This is a genomic window from Amycolatopsis sp. WQ 127309, assembly GCF_023023025.1.
Lineage (GTDB): Bacteria > Actinomycetota > Actinomycetes > Mycobacteriales > Pseudonocardiaceae > Amycolatopsis.
In genome coordinates this window covers 10,927,680-10,941,379 of record NZ_CP095481.1, presented here as the reverse complement: position 1 = coordinate 10,941,379, position 13,700 = coordinate 10,927,680, and the positions used below count along the sequence as shown (strand labels likewise).

Genomic DNA, 13,700 nt, shown 5'->3' with positions numbered 1-13,700 from the left:
CGTCGCACGATGAGCACCACGTCACTGACGGCCCTCGACGATCACCGGTTTCCGCGCGGGCTCGCGGAAACCCTGGGTCGCGACGGTGCCGCGTTGTCCCACCTCGAAAAGGCGGCGTGGGAGATCCGCGTCGAACCGCGGCCGTTCGTCACCTGGCTGGCCGGGCTGCTGGCGGACGAAGCGAAGGTCACCGAGATCGCCGGCCGCTCGTACTGGCACCCCAACGGTTTCGCGAAGCTGGTCCTGCACACCGCGGCCGAGCCGGAGTTCCGGATCCGGCTGCACGTCTGGCCCGAGTCCGACGTCGTTTCGCCGGGTGAGTCGAACCCGCACAGCCACCGGTGGGAGTTCGCCTCCCACATCCTCGTGGGCACGGGCATGCACATGGTCGAGTTCACGGAGGTCGCCGACGGCGGCAAGCCGTTCCGGCGTTACCGCTACGGCGCCGATCCCGCGCACCCGGCCGCGCTCGTCACCGACGGCGAAGTGCGGCTGAAACGCCAACGGTCCCCGCACGTCGTGCGCGGCGAGGTGTACTCGTGCGACACGGACGTGGTGCACACCGTGCGCCCGATCGACGCGGGACTGACCGCCACCGTCGTGATCCAGGGACCGCGCCGGACGCCGACCACGGTGGTCTACTGCGAGCCGGGCGAGAGCGACGACCAGCCGAACGGCGTGCTGTCCGAAGCGGACTTCCGCCGGCTCGTGACGGCCGTACTAGCGGCTTTCAAGTCAGAGGCCGCATCATGATGCCGGTGCAGCTGGGATTCCGTGACAGAAAGCGCCGGTTGCCCGTCCGGCGCGCGCGGCGCGGGGTGCTGACCGACAAGGCCATCAAGCGCGCTGTCTCGGCCGGGGAGCTGACCGTCTCGCCGTTCGAGCCGGCGATGCTCCGGCCCGCCGCGCTCAGCCTGCGGCTCGGCCACGAGGCGTTCAGCCTCGCCACGACCGGTCCGGTCGACATCGCCGACCGGTCGACGTACCCGGAGCTGGTCCCCAAGGAACTCGACGCGCAGGGCCGGCTGGCCGTCGAACCCGGTGAGGTCGTGCTCGCGCCGACGCTGGAGAAGATCGGCCTCTCCGAAAATCTGGTCGGTCTCGTCGACGGCACCAGCGACTACGCGCGGCTCGGCATCAGCGTGGTGCTGTGCGGTCAGGTCAGCCCCGGTTTCGGCCGCGGCAAGCTCGCCGTGATCACGCTGGAGATCGTCAACCACCTGCGTCACCCCGTCCTGTTGTACCCGGAGACCCGGATCTGCAACTTGATGCTGTTCGCCTCGACCGGCAGCGAGCAGCCCTACGACGTCATGCCGCACAACTACTCGAGCGACCACGCCGTCGCCGCGTCCCGATTGGCCGACCATGTCCGACGCAACTGAAGAGTGCCTGGGTGACCTCGGCGAACGGGGGATTCAGGAGCGAGTCCTGCGACCGCGGTACGCCGGCACGGAAGGCTTCGGTGACGACAGCGCCCTGCTCGCCTCGGTGACGACGCCGAGCGAGCTCGTCGCGACCACCGACAGCTGCCCGACGCCCGTGGTCAACCTGCTCGGCGAGCCCGATCTCTACCACTCGGGCTGGCTGCTGGCCACGATCAACCTGTCGGACCTGGCCGCCGCTGGCGCCGAGCCGCTCGGGCTCGTCGTCAACTACACCCTGCCCAAGTCCACGACGGTGCGGGAGTTCGAGCGCCTGCTCGGCGGCGTCGACGACTGCTGCGCCGCCCACGGCACGAAGGTCGCCGGCGGCGACATCCGGGACGGCGAAGTCGTCCAGCTGACGGCGACGGCCATCGGCCGGTGCGCGCCGGGCAGCCGGCTGCGACGCTCCGGCGCCCGAGCCGGGGATCGCCTGCTGCTGGTCGGTTCGCCCGGCCACCTGTGGGCGGCGGCCCTGCTGAAGACGGGACAGGCGACGCTCCCGGAGTCCGAGGCCGCTGAGCTCTGGCGACGAGCGTGCAAGCCGATGGCCCAGCTGAAGGCCGGGCAGCTGCTGGCCACGACCGGCTTCGCGCGGGCGGCCATGGACGTCTCCGATGGCCTCTTCGCCACCGTCCGCACGCTCTGCGAGGCGAACGGCGTCGGCGCGGCCGTCAGCGCGGATTTCCGGCTGGACGACCTGGTGGCCGAGGTGGCCGCTCAGGCGAAACTGGACCCCTTCGACCTCGCCCAGACCTGGGGCGACTGGGGACTCGTCGTCGTGGTCCGCGAAGAGGACGCCAGGCTCGTCACGAAGACACTGCGCGAAGAGGGCATCGCCGCTCAGGAGATCGGAACCCTGACGACGGACGAGAAGCTGACGCTGGGGCCCGAGACCGCAGCCTGGCGCGGGATCGCGCAGGAGCGGTTCTCGGCCAGCTCGTGGCACGGCGGGGAGCCGGCCACGGTGATCACCGACATGTTCAAGGCGCGCTGAACCTCAGCTGTGCGCCCGCAACGGGACCACGTTGCTCGGCAGCACCGCGCGTCCCGGCTCGTGGTGGACTTCGGTCGGGCTGATCGTCAGCGTCACCAGGCTCGCGAACCGCGGGTGCCGGTCGACGTACACCTCGGGGACGTCGCAGGCCGCCGCGAGGATCCGGCGGTGGCGGTGGAGGTGCTCGAACGCTTCGCGGCCGTAGAGCGAGACCACGATGTCGCCGGCGCGGGGGCGGGTCCACAGGATCGCCGGGCGGTGGCCGCCGGGCAGGCGCAGCGACGGGAACGCCGCGCGCAGCCGGTGCTGCACCACCACCGCGCGGATCCGGGTCCGCACGTGCCGGCGGCGCAGCAGAGCCAGTGCCAGGACGGCCGCCAGCGTCCCCGACGCCCACGCCGGGCCGGCCCAGAGGCCGAACATCACCAGGCCGTAGGGGAGGAGCGTCACGGCGAGCAGCTCCCACCGCCAGTGGTACACGCGCATCGGGAACGGCGAATGTGCCTGCTGTGTCGTCATTTCCTTGCTCCTTCCGGTCGGTCGGCGACGGAGGAGGCCGCCGAGGTGGCGCACGAGACGTCCGGCGGCGATGACCAGCACGAGTGCCGTGACGATCACCGGCCCGGGGGTCATGTCGGAATCCGCGTCTTCGCGGCGGGCTCGGGCCGCAGGTCGCGGTCGCGGCCGAGCAGCCAGGTCCAGCGCCAGCCCGCCCAGATCGCGGCGACGGAGCCCAGCAGGATCAGCACGAAAGCCTGGCCCACCAGCCCGTCGAGCGGGGCCAGCCGGAGCAGGACGAGCAAGGCCCAGACCTGCGAAGCGGTGAAGGGGATGACGAGCCCGGCGGCGAAGACGCCCCGGCGCCAGCGGCTGCGCGGTGTGGTGGTGGGGTCCATGAAAGCCCTCCTCTGCGGTGGATCCAGGAAACCTCCGGCTCGTCCCGGCTCGTGTGCCAGCTGACTCACAAGGCGGGATTCGTTCGCGAAACTCGACGTCCGCCCAGGCGGCGGAAGGTGACCGACCGCGCTGGACCAGTTATTCAGTGAAGTTCAGTAAAATCGACTGTAAGGTCTGGATTTGACTGTAGCAACGGAGGAGAATCGGACGTTATCGCTTCGCTGCACAGTAAAGCCCCGGCTGCTCACGCTTCGGTCCCGGCTGCGGCGGGTCGGCGGCAGGCGCTGGGCCATTCGTGGGTACAATTGTGCCCCTGCTCACGCCACTGAAATTTACTGAAGGGCGGCGGAGTCGTGTCCCCAGCCGAGTCGCGCCGTCCTGCGCTCGCCCGGCGCCTGCGCGCGCTGCGGGAAGAGCAGTGGCCCGAGCTGGGAATCACTCAGGCGCAGATCGCCCACGCGATCGGCGGGAGCAGGCCGCTCAGCATTTCGCTCATCTCCTCCTGGGAGAACGCCGAAAAGCCCATCGCCCCGCCGGTCCGGCGGCTGGACGCCTACGCCACGCTCTTCGCCACGCCGCGTTCGGTGAACGGCGAAACCGTGCGGGTGCTCCCACTCGACCAGCTGACGGACGAGGAGCGCGACCGGCACGACGAGCTGCTCGGGGAGCTGCTGTCGCTGCGCGACGGGCGTGACCGCACGGCCGAACCGGTGCCCGACATCTGGAGCTTCCCGGAGAACGAGGACGTCACCATCGTCTGCGCCCAGCTGCCGACGGAGTACCGGCAGCACCTGACCTACGCCGACCCCGACAGCGCGGACTTCGTCTCGCTCTACACCTACGCCGACCCGGACGCCCTGATCGAGCTGTTCGGGCACATCCGGTCGGTCAACCCGCAGCACCAGGTCAGCTTCCACACCACGGCGGAGCTGACCCCCGACGACTACACGACCCACCTGGTCCTGCTCGGTGGCGTCGACTGGAACACCGTGACCCGCGACGTCATCGAACGCGTCGACCTCCCGGTGGAACAGGTAGCCCGTGCCGACGAGGCACCGACCAGCGAACCTGGCGGCTTCCGAGTGCGACGAGACGGCGGGTCGGAGCTCTTCCCACCCCAGTTGGACAGCGAAGGTCACCTGTTGCAAGACGTGGCACATTTCTACCGGGGGGTGAGCCCGTTCAACCGAAAGCGCACGGTAACCGTGTGCAACGGTATGTACGGTCGTGGCACCCTCGGCGCGGTTCGCGCCCTCACCGACGTCAAGTTCCGGGACCGGAACAGCGGTTTCCTGCGGGACCGGTTCGGCGGCGCGAAGTCGTTCAGCATCATCAGCCGGGTGCAGGTCGTCGCCGGCAAGGGCCTGACCCCGGACTGGACCGTGGCGGACAACCGGCTGCACGAGTGGCCGGAAGCCGCGTGACCGCGCGGCAACACCAGTCGCACCAAGACCTCCTGGTCCACGTCGATGCCGCGGCCGCGCCCCGGGCGGCGCTGGACGCGGTCATCGTGCCCAACGGCCGGACGGCGCCCTACCTGCGGCAAGCCATCGCGGCGGCCAAGGAGCGCGACGTCCTCCTGCTCGTGCTGAGCAGCATGCGCGGCGACGCTTCCGGCGCGGCTCTGGAGGCGAAACGGGCCGGCGTCCGGGTCGCGGCCATCGACATCGACGACGTGCCCCGCCGGGTCGTGCCCGAGTTCGCCACCGACAAGCTGCTCCGCCGCCACAAGTTCGATCGGCGGGTCGACACCAGCCGCAAGCGGAACCTCGGTCTGCTCATCGCGGTCCTCGCCGGGTGGCAGCGGATCCTCTTCCTCGACGACGACATCGTGCTGCCCGACCCCGCGGACGTGTCCGCGGCGGCCGGGCTGCTCGGCGAGCACGCGGTCGTCGGGCTGGCCAACTCCGGGATGCCGGACAACTCCGTGGTGTGCCACGCGCTTCGCGACATCGGGGCCGCGCAGAAGACGTTCATCGGCGGCGGCGCGCTCGTGGTCGGCGAACGGGCGTTCGGCTCGTTCTTCCCCAACATCTACAACGAAGACTGGTTCTTCCTGCTGGACGGCTTGCGGCTGCGCCCCTCAGCCGTCACCGGAACGGCGATCCAGCACCCCTACGACCCGTACCGGGACGCCCGCCGCGCCCGTGGTGAAGAGCTGGGCGACACCCTCGCCGAAGGGGTGTACGGCCTGCTGGACAACGGTCTCGGCCTCGCGGACGCCGACGAGAAGTACTGGCGTGAGTTCCTGCCGGACCGGCGGCGGATCATCAGCACGACCATCGAGCGGGTGCTGGCGTCGGCGATCGAGCCGGCGCAGAAGGCCCGGATGGTCGCCGCGCTGAAGGCCGCGATCGGGCGCAGCCACCTGATCACGCCGGAGCTGTGCGTGGCGTACCTGCGGGCCTGGCAAACGGATTGCGCGCGGTGGCGCAAGCACATCGGCCGGTACCCGCGCGGCATCGGCGTCGACGGCGCGCTCGCCGCCCTGCAGATCGGCCACCTGGTCCAGCCGGGCGTGGACGGGCGGATCAGTGCCGGGGCGAAGCGCCGATCCGCGTCTCCGTTCTTGGCGCGGGCGTGACCGGCACGAGGTCCTTGACCAGCACGCAACAGCGTTCCGGTTCGTAGAGAGGACGGCCGTCCGGCTGGGTCGTCCGCGCGTAGCAGACGACCTCGCCGTGGCCCCAGTCCTCGTAGCCGAGACGGCGGTACAAGCGCGCCGCCGCCGGGTTGTCCGTGCGGACCGCCAGGGCCACCCGCTCGTGGCCGTGCTCCCGCAGGTGCGCCTCCACCGCGGCGACCAGGGTCCGGCCCACGCCCCGGTTGCGCAGCTCGTGGTGCACCTGCAGGTGGGTGAGCAGGGCGACGCCGGGCAGGTGCCGGCGGATCGGGTACTCCTCGGCCTCCTCCAGCCACAGGTAGACCTCGCCCGCCGGGCGGTAGCGGAGCCAGGCCACGAACAAGACCCCGAGGCCTTTTCGCTGCCGGTCGAAGCGGTCGATGAGGAATTCGCGGTCGCCGAGGGCCGCGGCGAAGGGTTCCAGGTCCGCGGAGCGAGCCGACCGTACGCAAGGCTCGGTCATCGGCTGGGACTCCTGTTCGCCCGGGGCACCGTCAGTGTGCCGGAGGCACCGGCGCCTTGACCAGGTTGCCCGACGCGGCCGCGGCGTCACACCCTGCTTTCGTCGGGTTGCTCAGGTGGTCAGGTCGTAGACCGTCACTCCGTCCACAGTGGACGCCTGGTGGGTCGACGCCACCCAGTCGGCGATCTGCTGGGCCGCGTCCGAGCCGCTGCTGCCCTGCATCGTCATGCCTTCGCCGAGGAAGTAGTGGATCCGGCCGCTCGCCACGTACTGCTGGAACTGCTCGAGCGTCGGGTACGGGTCCGTGCCGTTGAAGCCGCCCACCGCCATCACCGGGGCGCCGCTCGCCAGCTGGTAGCCGGCGGCCGCGTTCGACAGCACCGTGGCCGCCGTCCACGTGTACTTCGCGGTGTCCTGCTTCAGCAACGCGGTCAGCTGGGCGCCCGGCAGCGTCGTGGTCAGCAGGGAGCCCGGGCCGCCGCCGCGTCCACCGCCGCCGAAGCCGCCCGGAGCGCCGCCCGGGCCGCCGCCGAAACCGCCGCCACGGCCGCCGAAGCCCGACGTGGGTCCGGCCGACGGGATCGCGCCGCTGTGCGTGGTCGCCGCCGTGGCCAGGGTGTACGCGCCCGTGCCGGCCAGCAGGACCACGAGGGCCAGGGCCGCGATCGAGGACGCCGCCCAGCGGGTCAGGTGGGCCGCGAAGAACAGGCCCACCGCGGCCAGGAGGCCGCCGACCAGGACCGTCGGGGCCAGCCACGGCTGCCACGTCGAGCCGGACAGCAGGAGGTACGTCGTGACCGCCGTCAACGCCACGCCGCCGCTGAGCAGGCCCGATGCCGACGGCTGGGAGCGCAGGCGCCACAGCTGCACCGCCGCGGTGCCGACCAGCGCGGCGATCGCCGGGGCCAGCGCCACCGTGTAGTACGGGTGGATGATGCCGCCCATGTAGCTGAAAACGAGGGCCGTCACCAGGAACCAGCCGCCCCAGACGATCAGGGCCGCCCGCGAGCGGTCCGTGCGCGGTGCGCGGCGGGTGAACCACAGGCCCGCGCCCAGCGCCAGCAACGCGGCGGGGATCAGCCAGGCGATGCCGCCCGCCATCTCGCTGCCGAACAACCGGGTCAGGCCGGTCGAACCCCAGCCGCGGCCGGCACCGCCGCCGACGCTGCCCACCTCGTCGCCCGTGATGCGGCCGAAGCCGTTGTAGCCGAAGACCAGTTCCCACAGCGAGTTCGTCTGCGAGCCGCCGATGAACGGCCGGTCCGCCGCCGGCCACAGCGCGACGACGACCAGGTACCAGCCCGCGGCGGCGACCGTCGCGCCCAGCAGGTGCAGCAGCCGCTTGCCGAGCGGCACCGGCGCGGCCACCAGGTACGCCACGGCGAACGCGGGCAGCACCAGGAACGCCTGCAGCATCTTCGCCAGGAACCCGAACCCGACCGCGACACCGGCCAGGGCCAGCCAGCCGGGGCCCGCCTTCTCGAGCGCGCGGACGACGCAGTACGCGGCCGCGACGAGCAGCAGCACCAGTAGCGCGTCCGGGTTGTTGAACCGGAACATCAGCGCTGCCGCCGGGGTCAGCGCCAGCACCAGCCCGGCGACCAGGCCCGCGGCCGGGCCGGACGTGCGCTTCACCGTCGCGTACAGCAGCCAGACCGAGCCGACGCCCATCAGCGCCTGCGGCACCAGCACGCTCCACGCGCTCACGCCGAACACCCGCGTCGAGAGTCCCAGCACCCACAGCGCGGCCGGAGTCTTGTCGACGGTGATCGCGTTCGCCGCGTCGCTCGAGCCGAAGAACAGCGCCTTCCAGCTCTGCGAACCCGCCTGCGCGGCCGCCGAGTAGAAGGCGTTGGCCCAGCCGGACGCGCCGAGGCCCCACAGGTAGAGCACCGCCGTGGCCAGCAGCAGCCCGGCCAGTGCGGGCCGGTGCCAAGTCCGGCGAGCGGGTGCGCCGGTTTGGCGCGACGCGGCACCGGCTTCTTTTCGGGGGCTACGGGTGGCGGAGCCCCCGGCCCGGGGCGAAGCCCCGGATGTCACAGCGGTCATGGGATCAGCTTCCGGTGCCCAGCTGGGGCCGGGTTGTGCCGATGCTGTGCACGCGCTGTGCAGGAACGGCCACCGGGAGGCGCACCGCGAACTCCGTCCGGCCGGGCCGGCTGTGCACCTCGATCGAGCCGTGGTGGGCGACGACGACGGCGGACGCGATCGCCAGCCCGAGACCGGTGCTGCCGGCCTGGCGCGAGCGCGACGTGTCGCCGCGGGCGAACCGGTCGAAGACGTCCGGGAGCAGGTCGGGGTTGATGCCGGGGCCGTCGTCGGTCACCGTCACGACGGCGCTGTGGGTGTCCTTGGAGCGGGCGAGCGCGGTCGTCACCGTGGTGCCGGGCGGGGTGTGCGTGCGGGCGTTGGCCAGCAGGTTCGCCAGCACCTGGTGCAGGCGCTGGACGTCGCCGTGCACGAGCACCGGGTCGGGCGGCAGCGCGAGCTGCCACCGGTGGTCGCGCCCGGCGACCCGCGCGTCGCCGACGGTGTCCGCGACGAGCCGCGTGAGGTCGACTTCGCGCACGTCCAGTGGGCGGCCCGCGTCGAGCCGGGCGAGCAGCAGCAGGTCCTCGACGAGCGTCGTCATCCGGACGGCCTCGGACTGGATCCGGGTCATCGAGTGGGCGACGTCCGGCGGCACCAGCGAGCTGCCGCGGGCCGCCAGCTCGGCGTACCCGCGGATCGCGGCCAGCGGGGTGCGCAGCTCGTGGCTGGCGTCCGCGACGAACTGGCGGACGCGCAGTTCGCTGTCGTGGCGCGCTTCGAGGGCCTGCGCGACGTGCCCGAGCATCAGGTTCAGCGCCGAGCCGACCTGGCCGACCTCGGTCCGCGGGTCGGTTTCGGACTCCGGGACGCGGATGGACAGCGCCACCTGGCCGCGGTCCAGCGGCAGCTCGGTGACGCGCCCGGCGGTCGCCGCGACGCGCTCGAGCGGCCGCAGCGTGCGGCGGACCGCGAACGCGCCGAGGAACGCCGCGCCCAGCACGCCCGCGGCGGCGACGCCGAAGAGGATGAGCCCGACGGTGAGCAGGGTGTCGTTGACCGGCTTCATCGGCAGGCCGGTGACCACGACGTCGGCCGACCCGGTGACCGGCAGCGCCATCAGCCGGTACTCGCCGAGGTCGTCGAAGGAGACCGTGTGCGGCTTGCCGTCCGCGGGCACCGACAGCAGCACGCCCTGCTGGGCCGCGGACAGGTGCAGCCGGTCCCCGTGCTCGGAAATGCTGTCGTCGTGCACCAGTGACTGCCCGGAGAAGGTGCCGCTGACCGTGCCGACGTTCTGCCCGAGCGGGTGCTCGCCGGGGCCCAGGTCCTGGGGCGGCGGCTGGCCCGGCAGGCCGTTCTGCCGCCCGGCGTTGCTCGCGAAGACCTGCGAGCGGGTGGCCGCGGCCGTCAGCTGCTGGTCGACCTGGCGGGTGAGGAACACGTCGAGCGCGAACTCGCTGACGACCCCGACGATCAGGCACACCACGGTGAGCAGCACGACCATCGAGCCGGTCAGCTTCGTGCGCAGCGAAAGCCGCCCCGGCCGGCCGGACCGGTGGGGGCGGGGCGTGAGGGTACGCGCGGCCATGGCTTCAGCGTCCGCCGCGGCCGTGTGCGCGGCTTGTGTGCTGCCTGTGAGGCGGCTGTGCGGTGATCGGCCCGGTGCGGGATGTCCGGTTCCTCCGGTCACAGGAACGGCTGACGGTCAGCACAGTGCGCACACAGCGTGGGGCCGGACTGTGGGTTGCGGCAACGCATCCCGTGAAGGAGCAACACCATGACCACACCGCAGGCCCCGCAGCAGACACCGTCCACTTCGGACCCGGCGTGGGGTGCCGCGCCCGCCGCCCCGGACGGCGGCTGGGGCGGTGCGCCCGGCCCCGCGCGCCCGGCCTGGTCCACCGGCAAGAAGGTCGCCGCGGGGGCCGTCGCGGCCGTGATCGTGGCCGGCGGGGGAGCGGCGATCTGGGCCGCTTCGTCGTCGTCCGCCAGCACGGACAGCGCGGCCGGCCCGGGCGGCGTGCAAGGCGGCCCCGGCGGGACCCAGGGCGGCCCCGGCGGCGCGGGCGGGCTGGGTTCGGCGCTGCACGGCGAGTACGTCGCTTCGGACGGGAACGGTGGCTACGTCACGAAGATCATGCAGACCGGCAAGGTGACGGCGCTGAGCGCGACGTCGCTGACCGCCCAGAGCGACGACGGCTTCTCGAAGACGTACACGATCACCGCCGCCCAGGCGACGGGCGTGGCGTCCGGCGACACGGTCACGGTGGTGGCCACGGAGTCGGGCACCGCGGCGACGGCGACCGCGGTGACCGAAGGCACCACCGGCGCGGGACAAGGCCGGCAAGGGCAGCAGGGCCAGGGACAACAGGGGCAGCCGCCCACGGGCTGACGCGCGTCCCGGGGGTCAGCGGTCGTAGTCGACCGCGACCTCCGGGGTCGTCGCGCGGGCGCGGCACGTCAGGATCCGGCCCACCGCGACGTCGTCCACCGTGAGGGCGTAGCGGACGTCCATGTCGACCTGGCCCTGCAGGAGCGTCGCCCGGCAGGTGCCGCACGCGCCGCCGGTGCACGAGTACGGCACCTCGAACCCGGCCCGCAACGCCGCGTCCAGCACCGTTTCCCCGGCCCGCGCGGCGATCCGCGTCGTCGTGGCGCCCAGCGTCACCGTCACCTCGGCCGGGAAGCCCGCCGGGTCGCGCAGGGGCGCCGCGCCGCGGAAGAGTTCGAAGTGGACGTCCTCCTCCGGGACGTCTGCGTCGGCGAGCGTCCGCCGCGCCAGGTCGGTCAGGCCGCGCGGGCCGCACAGGAACCACTCGTCGACCTTCGCCGGGTGGAGCCGGTTCTGCAGCAGCGCGCGCAGCCGCGTGCCGTCGAGGCGGCCGCGCTGGTACCGCTCGTGGGAGATGGCCAGCGCCTCGCCGACCGCGTCGAAGTGCCGGACCGGCCGGTGCGCGTGCAGGTCCGGGTCGCGCTCGTCGGTGCGGTAGTGGACGACGTGCAGCCGCCCGCCGAACCCCTCCGCGAGCGTCGTCAGCTCCGCGGCGAAGAGCGTCGTCGCGCCGGAAGTGTTGACGTACAACAACGTCGCCCGGCTGTGCGGCTCCGCCCGCAACGCGCTGACCACGATGGACAGCACCGGCGTGATGCCGCTGCCCGCGGCCAGCGCGACGTAGTGCGCGCTGCGCGCCGGGTCCGGGACGAGCGTGAAGCCGCCCGACGGCGGGAGCACGTCGAGGAACTGCCCGGCCGTCAGCGCCGTGGTCGCGAAGCCGGAGAATGCGCCGCCCGGGCGTCTCTTCACCACGATCCGCAGGTCGCCCGAACCGGCCGGGGCGCAGATCGAGTACGTCCGCCGCACCGGCTGCCCGTCCAGCACCGCGCGCACGGCGACGTGCTGCCCGGGCGTGAAGCGGTACTCCGCGGCCAGGTCCGGCGGGACGTCGAAGGTCACGGCGACGGCGTCGGCGGTCAGCGGGCGCACGTCGGCGACGCGCAGCCGGTGGAACCGGCTCGGTCCCGGGGGCGGCGGCGCGGGCGCGGGGACGGCGTCGTCCGGCCCGCCGGTGAGGCCCGCCTCCGCCCGGTACTGCGCCGTCGTCAGGTCCCGGCCCCACACCGTGCTGATCGGGACGTCGCGGGCCAGGTAGGCCTCGCGGTTGTCGAGCCAGACCCGGCGGTACCGGTGGAACGGGACGGCCGGGTGCAGGTGGTGCACCAGGTGCAGGTTCTGCGCCAGCAGCACGGGCGTGAGCAGCCGGTCGAGGCCGACGCGCACGCGGGTGGTGCCGAACCGGCCGCGCGGTCCCGCGGCGGGCAGCCCGTGGTGCGGCAGCCAGCCGAACGCCCAGGCGAGCAGGCCGACCCCGAGCCGTTGCGGCAGCAGGTAGACGAGCACCAGCTCCGGGCCGTGGCCGGCCGCGACCAGCGCGACCCCGGCGGACACGGCCACCGACAGCACCACCAGCGTCTCGGCCAGCTCGTGCGGCGGCCGGACGCGCAGCCGCGAGACGTAGCAGCGCGCGTAGGAGACGTCGAGGGTCAGCCAGCGCAGCGGCAGCAGCCAGGCCGGGCCGCGTGACGTCCAGGCGTCCGGGTCGGCGCGGACCGACGCGTTCGTGTGGCGGTGGTGTTCACCGTGGACGTACCGCAGCGACGGGAACGACGCGTACGCCGCGACGAACAGGACGGCCAGCCGGCCGAGCGTTTCGTTGACCCAGGTGAGCTTCCCGGCCGAGTGGTGCGCCGATTCGTGCACCACGGTGTACATCGCGAAGGTGACGGCGGTGTTCAGCACCACGGTCACGACGGCCGGCACCAGCCCGGCCGGCAGCAGCCACGTCGACGTCACCCAGACCGCGAGGGCGCCGGCGAACAGCAGCACCGCGGGCACCGAGACGGAAGGCAGCGGGAGCCGGGGAGCGGGGACCGCGCGGGGGGACGGGAGCCCGCGCGCGGGCTCCAGGGAGCCGCGCGCCGGAGTGTCGACGACGGACATCGCACGGTCTCCTCGGTCGAGAAGCTCCTGGTGAGGCGGGAGTCACCGTAGACAACGCGCCGGGCTTTGTAAACGGTGCGGCACGCTTCGAAAAAAGGTGCCGGCCTGGGTACCGGAACCGCTGGCTAAGATCGGCCTGTGAACGCCGTCACCCGCACCGCGCCGGCCAGTACCCGGGAGCGGTTGCTGGCCGCGGCGGCCGAGCTCACCACCACCGGCGGCTGGGCCGGCGTCACCATGGGCAAGCTGGCCGCGCACGCCGGCGTCAGCCGCCAGACCGTCTACAACGAACTCGGGTCCAAGGCCGAGCTCGCCGAGGCGCTGATGGCGCGCGAGACCGACCGGTTCGTCGAGCACGTCACCCGGATCGTCGCCGCGCACCCCGGCCGGGCGCTCGACGGCGTCACCGCCGCCTTCCGGGAGACCCTCGAAACCGCCCGCGGCAACCCGCTGGCCGCCCTCGCGCTCGGCGGCCGGCCCGGCGGCCGCGACGACTTCCTCCCGCTGCTGACCTCCCGGCCCGAGGCCGTGCTCGGCCGCGCCGTCGATGCCGTGGCGGAGCTGTTCTCGAGCCGCTACCCCGAGGCCCCGCTGACCGCGTCCGAGTGGCCGGTCGCGGTCGAGACCTTCGTGCGGCTGCTGCTTTCCCACCTGGTGCAGCCCAGTGGCTCGGTCGAGCACGCGAGCGGCCAGACGCGCTGGGTGATCGGCCGCATGCTGGGCGCGTGACGCCGCAGGTGGCCCCCGCCCGGGCGGCGCGGGCCACTGGC

Annotated in this window: 13 protein-coding genes; 7 read left to right on the top strand and 6 right to left on the bottom strand. The window is 72.9% G+C overall.

What is annotated here, in order from left to right; translation table 11 throughout:
* The first annotated feature begins 9 nt into the window (after window positions 1–9).
* From MUY22_RS48585 to MUY22_RS48575, 3 genes are read left to right on the top strand one after another with little or no spacing between them, the layout of a single operon-like run.
* Window positions 10–753, top strand: coding sequence for a hypothetical protein (locus MUY22_RS48585; RefSeq protein ID WP_247055316.1), 744 nt, complete (start codon window positions 10–12; stop codon window positions 751–753).
* Window positions 753–1,382, top strand: a complete 630-nt coding sequence (dcd, locus tag MUY22_RS48580; protein ID WP_371827719.1) for a dCTP deaminase — start codon at window positions 753–755, stop codon at window positions 1,380–1,382. The genes MUY22_RS48585 and dcd overlap by 1 nt, the downstream gene beginning before the upstream one ends.
* Window positions 1,366–2,418 carry a thiamine-monophosphate kinase gene (locus MUY22_RS48575; protein ID WP_247055312.1) on the top strand — a complete coding sequence of 351 codons (1,053 nt, stop codon included), beginning with the start codon at window positions 1,366–1,368 and terminating at the stop codon, window positions 2,416–2,418. The genes dcd and MUY22_RS48575 overlap by 17 nt, the downstream gene beginning before the upstream one ends.
* Window positions 2,419–2,421: 3 nt before the next feature.
* Here the strand turns inward: MUY22_RS48575 and MUY22_RS48570 are convergent, their stop codons facing one another.
* Both MUY22_RS48570 and MUY22_RS48565 read right to left on the bottom strand, forming a co-directional pair.
* Window positions 2,422–2,937 (bottom strand): hypothetical protein, encoded by a 516-nt coding sequence (locus MUY22_RS48570; protein WP_247055311.1) that lies wholly within the window; start codon window positions 2,935–2,937, stop codon window positions 2,422–2,424.
* A 110-nt stretch (window positions 2,938–3,047) separates the two neighbouring features.
* Window positions 3,048–3,314, bottom strand: coding sequence for a hypothetical protein (locus tag MUY22_RS48565; protein WP_247055308.1), 267 nt, complete (start codon window positions 3,312–3,314; stop codon window positions 3,048–3,050).
* A gap of 354 nt (window positions 3,315–3,668) precedes the next feature.
* Between MUY22_RS48565 and MUY22_RS48560 the strand changes: the two genes are divergently transcribed.
* Both MUY22_RS48560 and MUY22_RS48555 read left to right on the top strand, forming a co-directional pair.
* The gene (locus MUY22_RS48560; RefSeq protein ID WP_247055306.1) at window positions 3,669–4,739 is read left to right on the top strand and encodes a helix-turn-helix transcriptional regulator; all 1,071 of its coding nucleotides are present in this window, start codon (window positions 3,669–3,671) and stop codon (window positions 4,737–4,739) included.
* The gene (locus tag MUY22_RS48555; protein WP_247055304.1) at window positions 4,736–5,899 is read left to right on the top strand and encodes a hypothetical protein; all 1,164 of its coding nucleotides are present in this window, start codon (window positions 4,736–4,738) and stop codon (window positions 5,897–5,899) included. The genes MUY22_RS48560 and MUY22_RS48555 overlap by 4 nt, the downstream gene beginning before the upstream one ends.
* Here the strand turns inward: MUY22_RS48555 and MUY22_RS48550 are convergent.
* The 3 genes from MUY22_RS48550 to MUY22_RS48540 form a co-directional block, all read right to left on the bottom strand.
* Entirely contained in the window at window positions 5,847–6,401 is a 555-nt protein-coding gene (locus MUY22_RS48550) for a GNAT family N-acetyltransferase (RefSeq protein WP_247055302.1), read from the bottom strand. The genes MUY22_RS48555 and MUY22_RS48550 overlap by 53 nt on opposite strands.
* Before the next feature lie 111 nt (window positions 6,402–6,512).
* Window positions 6,513–8,450 carry a glycosyltransferase family 39 protein gene (locus MUY22_RS48545; RefSeq protein ID WP_247055300.1) on the bottom strand — a complete coding sequence of 646 codons (1,938 nt, stop codon included), beginning with the start codon at window positions 8,448–8,450 and terminating at the stop codon, window positions 6,513–6,515.
* 4 nt (window positions 8,451–8,454) lie between these two features.
* A complete protein-coding gene (locus tag MUY22_RS48540; RefSeq protein ID WP_247055298.1) occupies window positions 8,455–10,020 on the bottom strand; it encodes a cell wall metabolism sensor histidine kinase WalK in 1,566 nt (521 codons plus the stop codon).
* Between the two features lie 189 nt (window positions 10,021–10,209).
* Here MUY22_RS48540 and MUY22_RS48535 point away from each other — a divergent pair, with 189 nt between their 5' ends.
* The gene (locus MUY22_RS48535) at window positions 10,210–10,824 is read left to right on the top strand and encodes a hypothetical protein (protein WP_247055296.1); all 615 of its coding nucleotides are present in this window, start codon (window positions 10,210–10,212) and stop codon (window positions 10,822–10,824) included.
* A gap of 15 nt (window positions 10,825–10,839) precedes the next feature.
* On the opposite strand, the gene MUY22_RS48530 is transcribed toward MUY22_RS48535, so the two are convergent.
* A complete protein-coding gene (locus MUY22_RS48530; protein WP_247055294.1) occupies window positions 10,840–12,930 on the bottom strand; it encodes a fatty acid desaturase in 2,091 nt (696 codons plus the stop codon).
* Between the two features lie 138 nt (window positions 12,931–13,068).
* Between MUY22_RS48530 and MUY22_RS48525 the strand changes: the two genes are divergently transcribed.
* The gene (locus tag MUY22_RS48525; RefSeq protein ID WP_247055292.1) at window positions 13,069–13,659 is read left to right on the top strand and encodes a TetR/AcrR family transcriptional regulator; all 591 of its coding nucleotides are present in this window, start codon (window positions 13,069–13,071) and stop codon (window positions 13,657–13,659) included.
* Window positions 13,660–13,700 lie beyond the last annotated feature (41 nt).